We start from the raw sequence: 17,883 nt of genomic DNA, 5'->3' as shown, positions 1-17,883 counted from the left end.
CGAACGGTTGCTAAACCAAACACGGTCACAATCCGACGCGTCGGCATAAAAATTGGCGCGACGCTTACCCCAATCTCCTCATCCCTGTGCTCGTCACAGGGATGCAGCGCGCCCAAGTCCTTGGGCGCGGGACACCCCTTGCCTTCAAGAGCCTCATTCACCGCGCAGACGCGCGATGGCTGGATTCCTGTGACAAGCACAGGAATGACGGAGGAGAGGTTGAGCGAGAACAGAAAATGCGGCGGCTGACCGCGCCTTTCGCCTACTCCATCGGCACCGCCACAAACCGCAGATCGCCATTCGCCGATGCGATCATCAGCTGGGCGTTGCGGCGGCCTTCCTGCTTCAGCGACTTCACCTTGGCGGCGACCGCGTCCGGCGACTTCATGAACTCCTGCGCCACTTCGACGATCACATCGCCGGGCTTCAGCCCTTTTTCGGCCGAGGCGGAGCCGGGCGTCACCTCGGTCACGACGACACCGTCGACGCTCTCGGCAATGCCGAAAGCCTTGCGCGTCTCGGCGCTCAAAAGCGACAGCGACAGGCCGAGCACGTTCTTCGGCGTTGATGCATCCGGTGACACCTGGCCCTGGTGTTGGTCCGGCGTGGGCGCGCCTGGTGTCGGCTGGGCCTGATCGCCGGAATCCGGCTCGTCCATATCGTTGTTCTCGCCGGGATCCGGGGTGATAACGCCGTCATCCTGCGAACCGTCCGGCGCCGCGTCGCCGGATGCTGCCGCCTGATCGCTGTCTTCGAGCCGGCCGAGCTTCACCTTCACGGTCTGCTCCTTGCCGTCGCGCAGCACCACCACGTCGACTTCCTTGCCGACCGAGCTTTCCGCCACGACGCGCGGCAGATCGCGCATTTCGCCGACGGTCTTGCCGTCGAATTTCAAAATAACGTCGCCCGCCTTGATCGAACCGTCGTCGACAGGCCCACCCTTGATGACGCCGGCGACCAGCGCGCCCTTGGCGGTGTCAAGCCCGAGGCTGTCGGCGATATCGTCGGTCACCGGCTGGATGCGCACGCCGAGCCAGCCGCGCCGCGTCTCACCATATTCGCGCAATTGGTCGACGACGCCGGAGGCAAGCTCGGAGGGTACCGAGAAGCCGATACCGATCGAGCCGCCGCTCGGCGAAATGATCGCCGTGTTGATACCGATCACCTCACCCTTCATGTTGAAGAGCGGCCCGCCGGAATTGCCCTTGTTGATCGCGGCATCCGTCTGGATGAAATTGTCGTAAGGGCCGGCATTGATGTTGCGGCCGCGCCCGGAAATGATGCCGACCGTCACCGAACCGCCGAAGCCGAACGGATTGCCGATCGCCATCACCCAGTCGCCGATGCGCATCGTGCTGGAATCGCCGAATTTCACCGATTTCAGCGGCGCCTTCGGCTCGACTTTCAGCACCGAAAGATCGGTCTTCGTATCCGTGCCGATCAGCTTTGCCTTGAGCTTCGAACCATTGGCGAAATTGATCTCGATATCGTCGGCGCCCTCGATTACATGGTTGTTGGTGACGATATAGCCGGCCGGATCGATGACGAAGCCGGAGCCGAGCGAGCTGACATTGTGGTTCGGGCCATTGTTGCCCTGCTTCTTGTCGAAGAAGTCGTTGAAGAACTCCTGGAACGGCGAGCCGTCGGGCGCACGCGGCGCCGGGCCGACGCCCTCATCGTCCTTGACGTTCTGCGAGGTCGAGATGTTGACCACGGCGTCAAGCAGTCCCTCGGCCAGATCGGCGACCGAAGCCGGACCGTTGTTCGGGGCTGCGGCCTGAATTTGCGGTGCCTGCTGCGGTGCAACCGTTGCGGGCGGCGTGGGTGCAGGAGCAGCCGTTTCCGGGGTAGCCGGAGCGGGTGTAACAACTCCGGGCGCCGTCGTCTGCGGCGCGGTTTGCGCATAGGCGACCCCGTTGATGCCAGCATGCGCAAGAATTGCAGCGCTGGCCATAAGCGCGAGCGTTCGTCTGAAGGGCGAGCGATTCGTGGGGGCCATCAAGCTTCCTCATAAGGGGTAAATGCGCACATTGAGCACCAGCATAAGGCGGAATGATGGAGGGCGAAATCACCTTTTCGCGAAATCCCCGTGCAATATGACGGGCCCTCGCAAAAGCCTGATTATCTCGACCTTTCCACGAAAAAAGGGCCGGCACCCGGGCCGGCCCTTTCAGGATTGTCAGGATGCGAATGGCATCCCTCGGTATCAGTTCGCCGGCTGGGCGGGTGCTGCCGGAGCAGCCGCGCCGGGAATTGCCGGAGCCGGGCTTGTCGGCGCTTTCAGGGTGCCGGCGGCGTTGTCGAAATAGCGGAAGAATTCCGTATTCGGCGACAACACCAGCGTCGTGTCCTGCGATGAAAGCGCTGAAGAGTAGGCGGCCATCGAGCGATAGAACTCGAAGAAAGCCGGATCCTTGCTGAAAGCGTCGGCGAAGACACGGTTGCGTTCCGCATCGCCCTGACCGCGCAGGATTTCCGCATCGCGCTGGGCGCCCGCGGTGAACTCGACGACCTGGCGATCGGCGACGGCCCGGCGGCGCTGACCTTCTTCATTGCCCTCCGCGCGGATGCGCTCGGCTTCGGCCAGGCGTTCCGAACGCATGGCGTTGTAGGTGTTGGGCGCAACCTCGGGAGAAAGGTCGGTGCGGCGAATGCGAACGTCGTCGATATGCAGACCGAGATTTTCGGCATCCGTGCGCAGGTCGTCTCGGATTTCCAGCATCATCGCGACACGCTCTTCCGAGAGCGCGGCATTGTAGTCGCGCAGGCCGTAGACGCGGCGAAGCGATGAATCGAGCTGCGCCCTCAGCCGCGCTTCCGCGGCCTCGCGGTCACCCGAGACCGTTTCGCGGAAGCGGCGAACATCCGAGATGTTATAGATCACGAAGGCATCGACGTCGAAAGTCTGGCCGTCCTGAACCTGAACGCGGATATTGTCGAGATCGAGCCTCAGCGCCTGCTTTTCCACAAGCTGGACGCGGTCGGCATCCATGAAGCCGAAGGGCAGCTTGAAATAGATGCCGGGTTCGGTCTTGACCGACTGGATCTGGCCGAAGCGGACGACGATCGCCTGCTCGCGGGCATTCACCACGAAAATCGACGAATAGAGGCCGACCAGCACGATGGCGAGGATGAGGAGAATGATGGGAAGTCTGTTCGATGTCATGGTTCAACCTCCCTGCTGCGCCGGCTTGCCGAGCTCATTGAGCGGCAGATAGGGCAGCACGCCCTGCTTCTCGTCGATGATGACCTTCTTCGAGTTCTTCAGCACCTGCTCCATCGTTTCGATGAACAGCCGTTTGCGGGTTACTTCGGGCGCCTTCGAATATTCGTCGTTGATCGCGGTGAAGCGCTGCGCCTCGCCTTCGGCCTCCTTAACGACACGGTTCTTGTAGGCGGCTGCATCTTCACGGATTCGTGCCGCATCGCCTCGCGCCTGACCGAGCTTCTGGTTCGTGTAGCGGTTGGCATCTTCGATCGTGCTGTCGCGGTCTCGGCCGGCACGCTGCACTTCTTCGAAGGCATCGGCGACTTCGCGCGGCGGCGCCACGTTCTGGATCGTCACACCGGTCACGGTCACGCCGGCGCCATACCGGTTCATCGTATCCTGCACGATATTGAGCACATCCACTTCGATCGGCTGGCGATTGCTGCGGAAGGCGTCCTGCGCCGGACGACGCCCGACGATTTCGCGCATGGCGCTGTCGGAAACCTGCTGCAGGGTCTCTGCCGGATTTTCGACGTTGAACAGATAGGCCTTCGGATCGCTGACCGTGTAGAAGACCGCGAACTGCACGTTGATGACGCTCTTGTCGCTCGACAGCATCAGCCCGTTCGAAGACGATGCAGAGGTCGCTCCGATATTCAGCTGTTGCACGGTCACCTTGACGGTCTCGACGGATTCCAGCGGCCAGAGATGGAAATGCAGGCCGGGCATCGAAATCTCGTCCTTCGGCTTGCCGAACCGCAGCTCGACGCCGCGTTCGTCCGGCTGCACCACGTAGACGCACTGGATCAGCCAGAAAATGGCGACGACCGCCGCGACGATCACCGCCACGCCGCCGTTGAAACCGCCGGGAACGATGTTGCGCAGCTGGTCCTGGCCGCGCCGGATGATATCTTCCAGATCGGGCGGTCCGCCCTTGCCGCTGCCACCGCCCCGCGGGCGGTTCGGCCCTTGGCCCCATGGTCCCTGATTATTACCGCCGCCGCCGCCCCAAGGGCCGCCGCCGCCATTCTGATTGCTCCAGGGCATCAAAACCTCGTTGTTCGTTAAGTCTTCCACGCATCCGGAACCGTGGGGGCTGACCGGCGGATGCGTTGGGACCGTTATAAGTATCGCCGCATCGGCTTTCAACGCAACGTGAGAAACTTGGTCAATTTAATTGGAAAATAGTTCATTTTCAGGCGTGTCGGCGCTCGTAGACGACGAAGCGCGTGGGGTGACTGTCCTTGTCGCCTGCCGGCACCGCTATAGACTCCCCTGCCCGCCAGATGTCGGGATCGATCGCGGGGAACGAGGCGTCTCCGTCGAGATCGGCTTCGACATGGGTGATGCACATCCGGTCGGCAAGGCCGATCGCCTGGGCATAGATCTGCCCGCCGCCGATGATGCAGATCTCGTCGATGCTCTTTTCGCGTGCCAGCCTTTCGGCCGCCGTCATCGCCTCCGTCAGCGAATGCGCCATGGAAACATCGGGATGGTCTATCGCCGCCTGCCTGGAGATGACGACGTTCGGCCGCCCCGGCAGCGGCTTGCCGATTGAATCATATGTCTTGCGGCCCATCACGACAGGCTTGCCCAATGTCAGCGCCTTGAAGCGCTTGAGATCGCTCGACAGCCGCCAGGGCATGTCGCCGTCGCGCCCGATGATGCCGTTGCGGGCAACGGCGGCAATAATGGTCCTGCGGATATCGGCCATGGAATGTCTCGGATCAGACGGCGATCGGCGCCTTGATGCTGGCATCGGCCTCGTAGCCGATCAGCTCGAAATCGTCGAAGGTAAAGCTGAAGATGTCTTTCACATCGGGATTGATGCGCATGAAGGGAAGCGGCTTCGGCTGGCGCGCCAGCTGCAGCTTCGCCTGGTCGAAATGGTTGTGGTAGAGATGGGCGTCGCCCAGAGTGTGCACGAAATCGCCAGGCTTCAGCCCGGTGACCTCCGCCACCATCATCGTCAAAAGCGCATAGGAGGCGATGTTGAACGGCACGCCGAGGAAGATGTCGGCCGAGCGCTGATAGAGCTGGCAGGAGAGCTTGCCATCGGCCACGTAGAACTGGAACAGGCAATGGCAGGGCGGCAGCGCCATCTGGTCGACCTCGGCCGGATTCCAGGCAGAGACGATATGGCGGCGCGAATTCGGATTGTCGACGATGCCTTTGACGAGATTGGCGATCTGATCGATATGGCCGCCGTCCGGTGCCGGCCAGGAGCGCCACTGGGAGCCGTAGACCGGCCCGAGATCGCCGTTTTCGTCGGCCCACTCATCCCAGATCGAAACGCCGTTCTCCTTGAGATAGCCGATATTTGTCTCGCCCTTCAGGAACCATAAAAGCTCGTGGATGATCGAGCGCAGATGCAGCTTCTTTGTCGTCGTGACGGGAAAGCCTTCCTGCAGGTCGAAGCGCATCTGGTAGCCGAAGACCGAGCGCGTGCCGGTGCCGGTGCGGTCGCCCCGGTCGGAGCCCTTTTCCATCACATGGTTGAGGAGATCGAGATATTGCTTCATGGCGCGCTGATTCCGTTTGGCTTAATTTAGGCTCCCGGCAGAAGGAAACCAATCGCCGGCGGGCATTTTCCCAATGTTTCTGATGGGTCGCATAACGCTTTTATGACGTTGGCCCCTTCCTTGGGCAGCGGAAACCCCTATACCACCCATGCTGGCTTTCGGCCGGCTATGGCGATAACCGAGCGGTGTAATAAACCTATTGGACCCGGGGGCGTTATAGCAACAACCCTTGCCATTTAGTCGATGACTCTTCGCTTCAAGCTCTGCTCTGCTCCTCGCCATCAACCTTGGGAGGGAGTTTCCCTCCCTGAAACGCCCCATTCCGATACCGCAGGGCGACCGTCAGCATCGTGAACGACCTCTAACGGGCATCGGCCTGTTACGGCGCGCGCGGGACTTGCCTGCCAGGTCGCCGGACCCTCGCGAACGCGCCGACGACAACGATGCGATCGTGCATTTATCAACGAAGAAGCAGTAACCGACATCAAAATCAACGCCTCCTCCTGCTAGGCCTATGGCATTCACGCATCTCAATTCGGCACCGAATGAAGCTCATGTATCGGAGTCTTATTCAACGAATAACGGTCGATTTTGAAGTATTGAGCCATTTTTCTGAGTCAGAATAAGGTAGCCGACGAACCTTCTTGTTCGAGCGCAAGCTATTGAAAATATTGCACCTTATCCGTCGATTGCTGAAGCGCTCGCGTTCGAGAATGCGGCAGCACTCGACCGGGTTCATTTCGGTCAGTTTGATGGTGATGGCCTCCTCTGCCTATCCAAGGTCCGATTGTACCTGTTCATCAGCAAGCCGCTTTGACCAAACGCAATGCGAAGGTCGACTCCAGATGCATCATGGCGAAGAAATAATCACAGGAGGCCAGTATGAGACCGCAATTCCATCTTCCTTTGTCGACCTATCCCGACGTGAGTTCCTTCACCATCGTTGACAACGCAATCGACCTCGCCCGCCAGATTGGCGCCGACCTCTTCGCGAGCATCCCGCAGGTACGGGTCCCGCCAATCCACCAGCCATTCCCCACCATGATCGATGTCGACCTCTGGCGCGGGCAAGCGGAGGGATACAGCCGGGACAGCGGTGCTTCGCTTCGAGGACATATTGCAGACGCAGCCTCGGAGAGCGGTGTCGACATACGCATTCATGGCTTCGACGCCAAGGAGCCGTTCATCTTCGAATGCTTCACGAAAATCGCCAGGAGCAATGACCTGTCGATAGTGGAGGCTTCGGAACTCTCTCGCCAGTTCTCGGAGACGCTGCTGTTCGAGAGCGGGCGTCCGTTGCTCCTTTTTCCCGCCACCAGCGTCTTTGGTCGCATCGATACCATTGCGATCGCCTGGGACGGCAGCGCGACCGCGGCGCGGGCAATCTGCTGCGCACGGATATTCGCCGAACAAGCAACGAAAATACAGGTCATCTCGGTGACCGACGACAAGCAGATCGACAAAGCGAACCGCTCCATCCTAATGTCCTCGTTAAAGCGCTCCGGGCTCGAGGTGGAGGACGTACCTGTTCAAGCCAAGGGGAAGTCTCCGGCTGCCGCGCTTCAGGCGGCAGCGCTCGAACGGAAGGCGGATCTTCTCGTGGCGGGCGGATTTGGCCACTCCAGGATTCGCGAATTCATCCTCGGCGGCGTTACTCGAGAACTTCTTTGCAAGGCCGAGATGCCGGTCCTTCTCGCTCATTAAAGGGCACGGAGGACGTTGAGGATCACCGCTACGTCGATGCCCTCCTGAAGAGGGGCGCGACCGACTGGCGGGAAATATCCGGCCCCCGCGAACCCACCGCGACGAGCGAGAGGCCGATGCCCGTATAGACGCTCTGCGACGTGATCCTCGGGACCAGGGCAGCAGCCGTCAGAGAAATGGCAGCGAGTACAGACAATCGCCTATGAGACCGTAACGAAGGCAACAGTCGGAACAACGGCCCCATCGCCCTTCCAGGATGCGAAGCCACCTCCTCCGGGTTAGCCCTGCCGAATGGATGGGTTAATGAGGTCTCGGTTTGGCGATCGTGTTGAGCGATCATCAATGCCGTCGTCTCCTGGTTCCTGATGACATCCTTCTCCGTTCCGAAGTCGCATCCGTCTTTGATCGCGATCAATAACGAGCCGCGATATAGGCATTGGACGCGAATTCCCGTCAATCTTGAGTTCACCAGTGGTATGCAGTCACATTCGTTGGGAGAAGAACGCGTACCACCCGCCGCATCCGTTCCGAATCCACCGTCAATCAGGCGACGTGCCTAGCCAGCGCGCAGCGCGACCAGAGCGAATGGAGCGCCTCGACCAGATGGGCGATATCGGCATCGGAATGCAGCGGCGTCGGCGTGATGCGCAGACGCTCGGTCTTCTTCGGCACGGTGGGATAGTTGATCGGCTGGACGTAGACGCCGCAATTGTCGAGCAGCAGGTCGGAGATCCACTTGCATTTGGCGGCATCGCCGACCAGCACCGGCACGATATGGCTTGGATTGGGCACATGCGGAATGCCGCTCTGATCGAGCAGCATCCGGAGCTTGCGCACCCGGTCCTGATGGCGGGCGCGCTCGAACTGGCTGACCTTCAGGTGCTGGATCGAAGCGACGGCGCCGGCGGCAAGCGCCGGCGGCAGCGCCGTGGTGAAGATGAAGCCGGACGCGAAGGAACGGATGAAGTCGCAAAGCGCTGCCGAAGCGGCGATATAACCGCCCATCACCCCGAAGGCCTTGCCGAGCGTGCCTTCGATGACGGTCAGCCGGTCCATCAGCCCTTCGCGCTCGGCAATGCCGCCGCCGCGCGGGCCGTACATGCCGACCGCATGCACTTCGTCGAGATAGGTCATCGCGCCGTATTTGTCGGCGAGGTCGCAGATTTCCTTGATCGGGGCGATATCGCCGTCCATCGAATAGACGCTCTCGAAGGCGATCAGCTTCGGCGCCTTCGGATCGGCGGCTTCGAGCTTGGCTTCGAGATCGGCGACGTCATTGTGCTTCCAGATCACCTTGTCGCACTTGGCATGACGGATGCCTTCGATCATCGAGGCATGGTTCAGCGCGTCGGAGAAGATGACCAGGCCTGGGATCCTGGCGCCGAGCGTGCCGAGGGCTGCCCAGTTGGACACATAGCCCGAGGTGAAGATCAGCGCTGATTCCTTGGCGTGCAGATCGGCAAGCTCACGCTCGAGCATGACGTGGTAGTGGTTGGTGCCAGAAATATTCCGGGTGCCTCCCGCACCCGCGCCACAGTGGTCGATGGCGTTTTTCATCGCCTCGATCACCTTCGGGTTCTGGCCCATGCCGAGATAGTCGTTGGAGCACCAGACCGTGACTTCCTTTTCGCCATCGGCCGTATGGCGCGTCGCGCGCGGGAAATTGCCGCGGTGACGCTCGAGATCGGCAAAAACGCGGTAACGGCCCTCGGCATGAAGCCCGTCCAACTCGTTTTTGAAAAACGCTTCGAAAGCCATCATCTGCTCCTGATTTGCGCCATCGATACATCGACCCGTCGAAGCCGTATTTGACGTTGGTCAAAATACCTGCAATCGCTCCGCCAGCCGAATGCACGGGCACACCGTACGGGCCGAAACCTCTGTCCTCGCCCGAAATATCGCGCCGTTGTTGATCCGCATCAATTGTCGAATGGACACGTAACGTTAAGAACGGCGCATGAGCCCCCTTTCACCTTTGGCCGATGCTGCCGCCACCCTCGCGCAACCCGCGAGATTTTTGGAACTCGCCGAGCGAGCGCTTCCCTACCTTCTGTGCCTTACAACGATCGGCTTCGCAGCAGGCCTGTATCTCAGCTTTTCTTCCGACGTCGATTATCAACAAGGCGAGACCGTCCGGATAATGTACGTGCATGTGCCTGCAGCCTGGATGGCAATGCTCTGCTACACGATGATGACGGCAAATGCGATCGGCTCCCTCGTCTGGAAGCACCCTTTGGCAGACGTTTCCGCACGGGTCGCGGCGCCACTTGGAGCAGCCTTCACATTCGTGGCCCTGGTGACTGGGGCCATCTGGGGCAAGCCCATGTGGGGGACCTGGTGGGTATGGGATGCCCGGCTGACATCCATGTTCATCCTGTTCATCATGTATCTCGGCATCCTGACAATCAACCAGTCGATCGATGAACCCATCCGCGCCGCCCGCGTCACGGCCGTGTTGATCATCGTCGGGTTCGTCAACATTCCCATCATCAAGTTTTCCGTGGATTGGTGGAACACGCTTCACCAGCCCGCCAGCGTGTTGAGACTGGGTGGAACCAGGTTGGATGTCGAATTCCTGTGTCCGCTCCTGGTCATGAGTTTTGCCTTCGGCACACTGTTTGCGACCCTCTATGTCGCGTCGATCAGAAACGAGATCTGGCGAAGGAAGCTGATCTCCTACCAGAGGCTCGCGGCAAGGGCCGCAGTTCACAGGGAACACCAGGATGGACCATGAATATTATGTGACCGCAGCCTATGCGTTGACGTTTTCAGTCATGACGATAGTGGCGCTGAAGGTGCTGTTTGCGGGGCGAGGCTATCGCCGACAGTTCGCCGCCATCTCAGCCGTCCGTCGACGGCAGCGTCGCGAAGGCGAATGAGATGCGGCGCTACGCGCTCGCCGGCGTCCCTCTCTTCGTCTTCCTTGGACTGGCCTTGGCCGTTGGAAACACGCTGTACCGGGAAGCGTCGGACGGATATTCGCCGGCGGCGCTTCCTTCGGCGCTGATCGGACTTCGGCATCCGTCCGTCAATCTTCCTCCGCTCGCCGGCCTCGGGCAGCCGGGCCTCACCGACACCGGTCTGGCAGGAAGTGTGGTCGTCGTGAATATATTCGCCTCCTGGTGCATTCCCTGCCGACAGGAACATCCGACCTTGATGAAGCTTGCCCAAGACAGGCAGGTCAGGCTTGTAGGCATCAACTACAAGGACGACCCGCAGCAATCATTGGCCTTCCTTCGTGACAATGGAAATCCGTTCGCGGCGGTTGGGACCGATCCTGATGGACGGAACTCCATAGACTGGGGCGTCTACGGCGTTCCCGAAACCTTCGTGATCGACCCGTCCGGCCGGATCGTCGCCAAGCACGTGGGTCCACTCGACGAGAGCAGTCTCGCAAACGAGATTGCGCTGGCCATCGCCGGCGCCGTGGCCTCAAAATGAGATTGGTTCCGCGACAGTCGTTCGAAGTGTTTGACGCCGGTCAAAGAGACGAGCTGCGGCTTCCCCTAAGATCCTCTGGCGAGTCGGGGGTGTCCCGTGTCAAGCGAGGAACTTGGCAGAGGCTTGCCCGGCACGAGGGCGCGACGCCGGGCAAGCCTCCTCGCTGATAGGAGGCCAGTCGGCTGCTTCTGCAAGCCAGAAAGATGTTCTTCGCCGATTACTCACGCTCCGGCATTGCGTAGCGCTTGCCTTTGAACCGGCCCCGCACTGCCTCATCAACTATCAACCTCTCGGCGACACCGAACAGCTAACCACCGTGAGCTGTCGCTGTGGGCGCACGCCTCTGTTGTCGCGAGCGGCAGGAGCAATTCATGTGGTCGTGGCACGTCAGTTTGAGGACGAGATGCACGAACCGCGGAAAATTAAGCCACGGTGACCGGCGGCCGGAAACCTTAGGTGCCGGTACGGCAATCGATAAGATTTGCGGACAATGCGCTGGCGTTGCAAAGTGGTTCTTCGATACTCGCAGGTCCGCCGGACTCGATCCCTAACTTAGATCAGTGTTGGGGAGCGGGGTCACTCGCAACCGATCTCGGTAGCCACCGGCCCCGAGGCTTTCCACCAGGATCCGGATTGCTTTGCGCTTAAGTTCCGATTCCACCTGCCCATCCAGCGTCACCTGTCCGTCCTTGACGGACACCTGGACCTTCTGCGGCGTCAGCCCCAGATCGGATCGCAGACGCGTGCGAACGGCCATCCGGACGGATTCGTCTTCTCGCGGGAGCGCGGTCGTCGGCGCATCCAGGATGATGCCCAGAATGTCCCTGCGACTAACAATTCCCACCAGACGCCCGTCCTCGACGATCGGCAACCGCTTGATCCGGTGTGCCTGGAGACTTTCTGCAATGTCGGAAACCTCGCTGTCAGGAGTCGCCACAATAACGTCCGGGGACATGACATCGGCGACCGACCAGCCATTGGTGCAAATGTAGCGCTCGAGGTCGATCTCAGAAATGATCTCGCCGGCCCGAGACGACCGAGTGGTGGCGCGGATTTCCCTCCGCAATAACAGGTCGCCTTCCGTGAGCATGCCGCAGACGCGGCCATCGTCATCGACGACTGGAAGTCCGCTGACATTGGCCTGCATCATGACGGAAACCGCGTGGCGCACGCTGACCGTGGGGCGGATCGAAACCACGCTGGTGGTCATTATGTCTTTTGCCTGCATGGCGCTGCCTCGCATCGGAGTGTATTCCGATGAAGATAACGTCAGGTCGAGGCTTCCGCGTTGATCTCCGTCAAACAGCACGGTCTCATTCGAGAAGCCGGGCGAGTCTATCATCCTCATCCGCGGTCAATTTACTTCCTGTCGGCTTGCCTGACCGCCTGCGGGCAAAGACCAGCAGTGACAGTCCGCCGGCGAGCACCAGCAGCGCCGGGGCGCCCCACAGCAGGCCGGTCTTCATGCTGAACCGCGGCTTCAGCAGCACGAATTCGCCGTAGCGCGAGACGATATAGTTCAGCACCGCCTCGTCGCTGTCGCCGTCGGTGATGCGCTCGCGCACCAGCAGGCGCAGATCCTTGGCGAGATCGGCATTGGAATCGTCGATCGACTGGTTCTGGCAGACCATGCAGCGCAGTTCCGCCGAAAGGGCGCGAGCGCGCGCTTCCAGTGCCGGGTCGGCCAGCACCTCGTCAGGATTGACGGCGAAGGCCGGCGCGGCCAACAGCATCAAGACGAAAGCCAGGAGGAGACGCCGCATCATTCCGCCGGCTCCATTGCAGGCTCTACAGGCTTTGCCGCCTTCGCCTTCCTGCGCGGGGCGCCGACGCGCAGGCGCCGGTCGCTGAGGGAGACGAGGCCGCCGACAGCCATGACAAGCGCTCCGCCCCAGATGCAGAGGATGAACGGCTTCCACCAGATGCGCACGACGATGCCGCCGTCCTTGGTGGCGTCGCCCAATGAGACGTAGAGCTGGCTGAGGCCGAAGGTCAGGATGCCCGCCTCCGTCGTCGGCATCTGGCGGGCGGTGTAGAGGCGCTTGGCCGACCAGGTATCGGCGACCGCGACACCGGCGCGGCGGATGGTGAAGTGGCCGCGCTCCTCGGTATAGTTCGGCCCGGTCGCCGGCTGCATGCCGTCGAAATGCAGGCTGTAGCCGCCAGCGTCAGTGGTTTCGCCGGGCTTCATCTCGATGACGTATTCGGTCTGGAAGGTCGTCACCGCGACGATGCCGAGCACGCTGATGCCGAGCCCGGCATGGGCAAGAGCGGTGCCGAAGGCCGAACGCGGCAGGCCGCTCAGACGCCGCCAGGCGACGTTGCCCGCAACCTTGCCGATGCCGGCGCGATACCAGAGATCGGCAACCGCGCCGAAGACCAGGAACAGCCCGGCCGCCAGCCCGAGCACGGACAGCACTGGCCCGCCATGCTGGAGATAGAAGAAGATCAGCGCAGCGGCGAAGGCGATGCCGGCGACGACATAGAGCCGCTGCAGGGCGCCGAGCAGATCGCCGCGCTTCCAGGCGAGCAGCGGCCCGAAGGGGACGATGACGATCAGCGGCGCCATCAACAGGCCGAAGGTCAGGTTGAAGAAGGGCGGCCCGACGGAAATCTTGTCGCCGGTCAGCGTTTCCAGCAGCAGCGGATAGAGCGTGCCGGTCAAGACCGTGCCGCAGGCGACCGTCAGGATCAGATTGTTGACGACGAGCGCGCCCTCGCGCGAAATCGGCGCAAACAGCCCGCCGGCCGCAAGCTTCGGCGCCCGGAAGGCAAACAGCGACAGCGCGCCGCCGATGAAGATCAGCAGGATGCAGAGAATGAAGACGCCGCGGGAGGGATCGCTGGCAAAGGCATGCACCGAGGTCAGCACGCCGGAGCGCACCAGGAAGGTGCCCATCAGCGACAGCGAGAAGGTGAGGATGGCCAGCAGCACCGTCCAGATCTTCAGCGCCTCGCGCTTTTCCATGACGAGGGCCGAATGCAACAGCGCGGTGCCGGCAAGCCAGGGCATGAAGGAGGCGTTTTCCACCGGATCCCAGAACCACCAGCCGCCCCAGCCGAGCTCGTAATAGGCCCAGTAGGAACCCATGGCGATGCCGAGCGTCAGAAAGGTCCAGGCGGCGAGCGTCCAGGGCCGCACCCAGCGGGCCCAGGCGGCGTCGATGCGGCCTTCGAGGAGGGCTGCGACCGCAAAGGAGAAGCAGACGGAAAAGCCGACATAGCCGAGATAGAGCAGCGGCGGGTGGATCGCCAGGCCGACATCCTGCAGGACCGGATTGAGATCGCGGCCCTCGGCCGGCGCCGGATCGAGCCGCAGGAAGGGATTGGAGGTCAACAGGATGAACAGCGTGAAGGCGACCGAAATCCAGGCCTGTACGGCCAGCACATTGGCCTTCAGCGTCTCCGGCAGATTGCGTCCGAAGACGGCGACCAGCGCGCTGAACAGCGTCAGGATCAACAGCCAGAGCATCATCGATCCCTCGTGATTGCCCCAGACGCCGGAATATTTGTAGATCAGCGGCACCAGCGAATGCGAATTCTCCCAGACGTTCTCGACCGAGAAGTCGGAGACGACATGGGCATAGGTCAAGACGCCGAAGGAGAAGACGACGAGCGCAAACATCGCCAGCGAACCGATGGTCGCGACATCCATCATCGCCCGGTCATGGCGGCGGGCGCCGATGACCGGCACGACGGAGAGGATGAGCGCCGTTGCCAGCGCCAGCACCAGCGCGTAATGGCCGATCTCGATGATCATTGCGTCGCTTTCGCCTCCTGGCCCTGACCCTCTTTCCACAGCCCCTGCTGCTTCAGCCTGTCGGCCACGTCCTTCGGCATATAGGTCTCGTCATGCTTGGCAAGCACGGTATCGGCGGTAAAGACGTTGGTCCCGGGTGCAAACATGCCTTCGGTGACCACCCCCTGCCCCTCGCGGAAAAGATCCGGCAGGATGCCGGTATATTTGACCTTCACGGCATTGGCGCTGCCGTCGGTGACGGAAAATTCCACGGTCGAGCCGGCGCCGCGCACGACGCTGCCCTCGCCAACCAGGCCGCCGAGCCGGATGCGGGTTTCCGGCGCCACCGGGGTCTTGGCCAGATCGGCCGGCATGTAGAAATAGGCGACCGACTGGCTGAAGGCGAACATGACCAGCAGCACGGCGGCGGCAATGAAGCCCATGCCGCCTGCGATCACCGCCAGGCGCTTCTGCTTGCGGGTCATTCAGCCAATCCTTCCGTTGATATGCCGAGTTCCCTGGCCAGCGCCAGCAATTGGCTGCCTTGTTCGCCGGGCAGCGGAAAGGCGGCAAGCCCGCGCTTCAGCGCATCGGCGGCACGATCCTTATCGTTCAACACGGCATAGGAGCGGACGAGCCGCACCCATCCCTCGAAATTGTTCGGATCGGCGCTGAGCTTGGCGTCGAGGCTCGCGACCATGCCGCGGATCATCTGCTGACGGTCGCCGGCATTCATGCTCTGCGCGGCAGCGATATCTTCATGCGTGGGATTGGCAAGGAATTTGTCGGTGGCGATCACAGGAGTTCCGCCGTTCCTTGCAATGTGTTCATTGACGAGCGGCAGCCAGGGCGCATTGGCGGGAGATTTCATGGCGATCGACTCGAATGCTACCACCGCATCCGCCGTCCTGCCTTCCTGTTCGAGTCCCAGCGCCATATAAAAACGCGCACGCGGGTTTGCAGGATCGATCTTCAGCAGGCTCCGGAGCACGACGCGGACCTCCTCCCCCACAATTCCGTTTGAACGAGCCATCAGGGCCTGCGAAAGTCCTTCCAGACGCAGGACGCTCGGCCCAAGGATACGAATCGCGGAACGATATGCCTCTGCCGCGTCGTCCGCTCGACCCATTTTGAGCAGGACGGGAGCAATGACGTCCCATCCCCGGCCATCCTCCGGGTTGCCGACCAGATGGGCCTGTGTCTTCTTGACAAGGATCTGGAGATCCTGGCCGGGCTCGGAGAGCCTAGCTGGCAAAGGACGAGACTGTAGCTCCGGAGAGCCTAGCGAAACGTAGAGTCCGATGCTGAAAAGCGGTAGGAACACCGCGACCGCGAGTCGAACCCAGCCGTGGGAGCGTCGTGAACCTCCGGATACGTACGGCCGCTCGACTGCCTTGAACAGCCGTCGCGCCGCTTCCGCCTTGGCGAGTTCATACTCGTCTGCAGCGATCTGACGGGCTGTAAACTCACTTTCCAGTTCGATAAGCTGGTCCCGATAGACATGGGCATCCAGGCCGTCCTTCAAGGGACGGAGGCGACCCGACGAAAGCGGATGCATGAAAGCTGCAGTTGTGGCGGTCGTCGCCACCGCGAAAAGTATCCAGATGATCATCGGTCCAGAAGCCATTGCACGCCCGACCGTATGCACGTTCGACACACCGAACATTGACCCCGATCAATTATCTCTCATTTGATGGACGCGGTGTGAAGACGTACCCCACGCCGCGAACCGTCTGGATCATCATCGGTTCCTTTGGATCGACTTCGACCTTTTTCCGAAGGCGGACGATCTGCGCATCTATGGCTCGATCGAAGGCCTCCAGACTGCGGCTTCTCGTCAGGTCCATCAGCTTGTCACGAGACAGGACCCGCCCCGGATTACGTGCGAAAACGAGGAGCATATCGAACTCTCCGGTCGTCAAGGAAACATCCTCCCCCTGCGGAGACGAAAGTCTCCTTCGACCAACCTCGAGCCTCCAGCCGTCGAACCGGAGAACTTCCTCCTCTGGGTTCGGCGTGGGGGCCGGCTGAGGGGCAGGAGTGCGTCTCCTGAGGACAGTCCTCAGCCTTGCGAGTAGTTCCCTCAGATGAAACGGCTTTGCCACATAGTCGTCGGCACCAAACTCCAGGCCCACAACCTTGTCGGTGACGTCGTCCTGCCCAGTGAGCATCAGCACCGGAACGTCCGACGTGCTGCGCAACTCCTTCAGCAGTTCCAGCCCGTTCTCTCCGCCGGGAAGCACGAGGTCGAGAAAAACGGCGGCGTACGACGCCTTCGACAGTTCAGCGCGCATGGCAGCGCCGTTGCCAACCGCGTTCACCCTGTAACCATTGTCCTCAAAATAGCGGACGAGCATCTGTCTGATGCGAGCGTCGTCGTCGACCACCAGAATACGATCCGGTTCCATGTAACTCATTCGTCCCGCTGCGACCGTGTTTGAAATGAGATAACGCAGGATTGCGGGCAATGCCACTGTTCGGGGTAGAGATTATGTGCACATCGCACGATACGAGGCCGGCAGGAGCGGCTTCCCGCTTGCTGTCATGTTAGGTCACGCAAGAGCCTGGTCGCAGCATGTAGGCCCACGACCTTCAGTTATTCAGCACGCGTCTCTCAGCAAAGCAACGTTGCCGATGGAAACCATTCTGCCCTTTACGGCTACTCCCGCATCGGAGAGCGTGGCAAAAGCGCGCGACAGAGCCTCGGGAGCGAGTTCCAGCTTTCCGGCGAGAATCCGCTTCTGATAAGGCAGCCGGAACGTCGCCTGGGCCGTTGCCTCCGGACAACAGCTCACAAAGTAGTTGGCCACCCGCTGGGCGGCAGTGTGCAAGCGATCGCCCGCTATGCATTCCAGCGAGCCGAGCAGATGCCGGGCCATGATCCGCATGACATTGCGCTGCACCCCGCTATTTTTGGCAGCGAGTTGACGCAGGCCGGGCAGATCGAATAGTGCAAGCTCCGTGATATCCGCCGCCCATGCGCCCTGCGCGTAAACGTCGCCACCGGGAACGAGATATTCCGCAAAGGTGTCCCCCTGCTCGCAGACGCAGACGTCGGCCTCACGCCCGCCTGACTCGGCTTTCGTGAGTCGGACAAGGCCTCTTACGACATAGAAGACCTGCGAGGCGTGCTGCCCCTCGGCCGCTATTCGTTCGTTGACCGCAAATGTCCGTAGTTCCACCAACGCCAGCATACTTCGAACGGCATCGGCGTCGAGCCCTTCGAACAGCTCGGATCGTAGCAACATCTCGTTCTCTGTAAACATCAC

The 17,883-nt window shown here is 61.3% G+C and carries 17 protein-coding genes; 4 read left to right on the top strand and 13 right to left on the bottom strand.

The window, feature by feature from the left end:
- Positions 1 to 262: 262 nt before the first annotated feature.
- The 5 genes from MF410_RS04450 to MF410_RS04430 all read right to left on the bottom strand — a co-directional run bounded on the left by MF410_RS04450 (position 263) and on the right by MF410_RS04430 (position 5,730).
- The gene (locus tag MF410_RS04450) at positions 263 to 1,999 is read right to left on the bottom strand and encodes a Do family serine endopeptidase (RefSeq protein ID WP_097629302.1); all 1,737 of its coding nucleotides are present in this window, start codon (positions 1,997 to 1,999) and stop codon (positions 263 to 265) included.
- A gap of 207 nt (positions 2,000 to 2,206) precedes the next feature.
- Positions 2,207 to 3,166: a protease modulator HflC gene (locus MF410_RS04445; RefSeq protein WP_097629301.1), complete on the bottom strand. Its 960-nt coding sequence runs from the start codon at positions 3,164 to 3,166 to the stop codon at positions 2,207 to 2,209.
- Between the two features lie 3 nt (positions 3,167 to 3,169).
- Positions 3,170 to 4,255 carry an FtsH protease activity modulator HflK gene (hflK, locus tag MF410_RS04440; protein ID WP_097629300.1) on the bottom strand — a complete coding sequence of 362 codons (1,086 nt, stop codon included), beginning with the start codon at positions 4,253 to 4,255 and terminating at the stop codon, positions 3,170 to 3,172.
- A 148-nt stretch (positions 4,256 to 4,403) separates the two neighbouring features.
- Positions 4,404 to 4,922: a dihydrofolate reductase gene (locus tag MF410_RS04435; protein ID WP_097629299.1), complete on the bottom strand. Its 519-nt coding sequence runs from the start codon at positions 4,920 to 4,922 to the stop codon at positions 4,404 to 4,406.
- 13 nt (positions 4,923 to 4,935) lie between these two features.
- Positions 4,936 to 5,730: a thymidylate synthase gene (locus MF410_RS04430; protein ID WP_097629298.1), complete on the bottom strand. Its 795-nt coding sequence runs from the start codon at positions 5,728 to 5,730 to the stop codon at positions 4,936 to 4,938.
- Between the two features lie 882 nt (positions 5,731 to 6,612).
- Here MF410_RS04430 and MF410_RS04425 point away from each other — a divergent pair.
- A complete protein-coding gene (locus MF410_RS04425) occupies positions 6,613 to 7,434 on the top strand; it encodes a universal stress protein (protein WP_239620199.1) in 822 nt (273 codons plus the stop codon).
- 543 nt (positions 7,435 to 7,977) lie between these two features.
- On the opposite strand, the gene hemA is transcribed toward MF410_RS04425, so the two are convergent.
- Entirely contained in the window at positions 7,978 to 9,192 is a 1,215-nt protein-coding gene (hemA, locus tag MF410_RS04420) for a 5-aminolevulinate synthase (protein ID WP_239620405.1), read from the bottom strand.
- 199 nt (positions 9,193 to 9,391) lie between these two features.
- On the opposite strand from hemA, the gene MF410_RS04415 reads away from it, so the two are divergent.
- From MF410_RS04415 to MF410_RS04405, 3 genes are read left to right on the top strand one after another with little or no spacing between them, the layout of a single operon-like run.
- Positions 9,392 to 10,168 (top strand): heme ABC transporter permease, encoded by a 777-nt coding sequence (locus tag MF410_RS04415; RefSeq protein ID WP_097630108.1) that lies wholly within the window; start codon positions 9,392 to 9,394, stop codon positions 10,166 to 10,168.
- Positions 10,158 to 10,313 carry a heme exporter protein CcmD gene (locus MF410_RS04410; RefSeq protein ID WP_097630109.1) on the top strand — a complete coding sequence of 52 codons (156 nt, stop codon included), beginning with the start codon at positions 10,158 to 10,160 and terminating at the stop codon, positions 10,311 to 10,313. The genes MF410_RS04415 and MF410_RS04410 overlap by 11 nt, the downstream gene beginning before the upstream one ends.
- 1 nt (position 10,314) lies before the next feature.
- Complete coding sequence (locus tag MF410_RS04405) at positions 10,315 to 10,875, top strand: DsbE family thiol:disulfide interchange protein (RefSeq protein WP_097630110.1); 561 nt, start codon at positions 10,315 to 10,317, stop codon at positions 10,873 to 10,875.
- Between the two features lie 547 nt (positions 10,876 to 11,422).
- Here MF410_RS04405 and MF410_RS04400 read toward each other — a convergent pair.
- The 7 genes from MF410_RS04400 to MF410_RS04370 form a co-directional block, all read right to left on the bottom strand.
- A complete protein-coding gene (locus tag MF410_RS04400; RefSeq protein WP_097630111.1) occupies positions 11,423 to 12,103 on the bottom strand; it encodes a CBS domain-containing protein in 681 nt (226 codons plus the stop codon).
- An 85-nt stretch (positions 12,104 to 12,188) separates the two neighbouring features.
- Entirely contained in the window at positions 12,189 to 12,641 is a 453-nt protein-coding gene (locus MF410_RS04395) for a cytochrome c-type biogenesis protein (RefSeq protein WP_222148936.1), read from the bottom strand.
- Positions 12,638 to 14,635, bottom strand: a complete 1,998-nt coding sequence (locus MF410_RS04390) for a heme lyase CcmF/NrfE family subunit (RefSeq protein WP_097630106.1) — start codon at positions 14,633 to 14,635, stop codon at positions 12,638 to 12,640. The genes MF410_RS04395 and MF410_RS04390 overlap by 4 nt, the downstream gene beginning before the upstream one ends.
- The gene (gene ccmE / locus MF410_RS04385) at positions 14,632 to 15,099 is read right to left on the bottom strand and encodes a cytochrome c maturation protein CcmE (RefSeq protein ID WP_097630107.1); all 468 of its coding nucleotides are present in this window, start codon (positions 15,097 to 15,099) and stop codon (positions 14,632 to 14,634) included. The genes MF410_RS04390 and ccmE overlap by 4 nt, the downstream gene beginning before the upstream one ends.
- On the bottom strand, positions 15,096 to 16,280 hold the full coding sequence (gene ccmI, locus MF410_RS04380; protein ID WP_239620197.1) for a c-type cytochrome biogenesis protein CcmI: 1,185 nt from the start codon (positions 16,278 to 16,280) through the stop codon (positions 15,096 to 15,098). Before ccmI ends, ccmE begins: the two co-directional genes overlap by 4 nt.
- A 13-nt stretch (positions 16,281 to 16,293) precedes the next feature.
- Positions 16,294 to 17,031: a response regulator gene (locus MF410_RS04375; protein ID WP_097628307.1), complete on the bottom strand. Its 738-nt coding sequence runs from the start codon at positions 17,029 to 17,031 to the stop codon at positions 16,294 to 16,296.
- Between the two features lie 183 nt (positions 17,032 to 17,214).
- The gene (locus MF410_RS04370; RefSeq protein WP_239620195.1) at positions 17,215 to 17,880 is read right to left on the bottom strand and encodes a Crp/Fnr family transcriptional regulator; all 666 of its coding nucleotides are present in this window, start codon (positions 17,878 to 17,880) and stop codon (positions 17,215 to 17,217) included.
- Positions 17,881 to 17,883: the final 3 nt, after the last annotated feature.

This window comes from Rhizobium sp. C104, assembly GCF_022354505.1.
GTDB lineage: Bacteria > Pseudomonadota > Alphaproteobacteria > Rhizobiales > Rhizobiaceae > Rhizobium > Rhizobium redzepovicii.
Note: the sequence above shows the minus strand (reverse complement) of the source record. Positions and strands in the feature narration are given on the sequence as shown.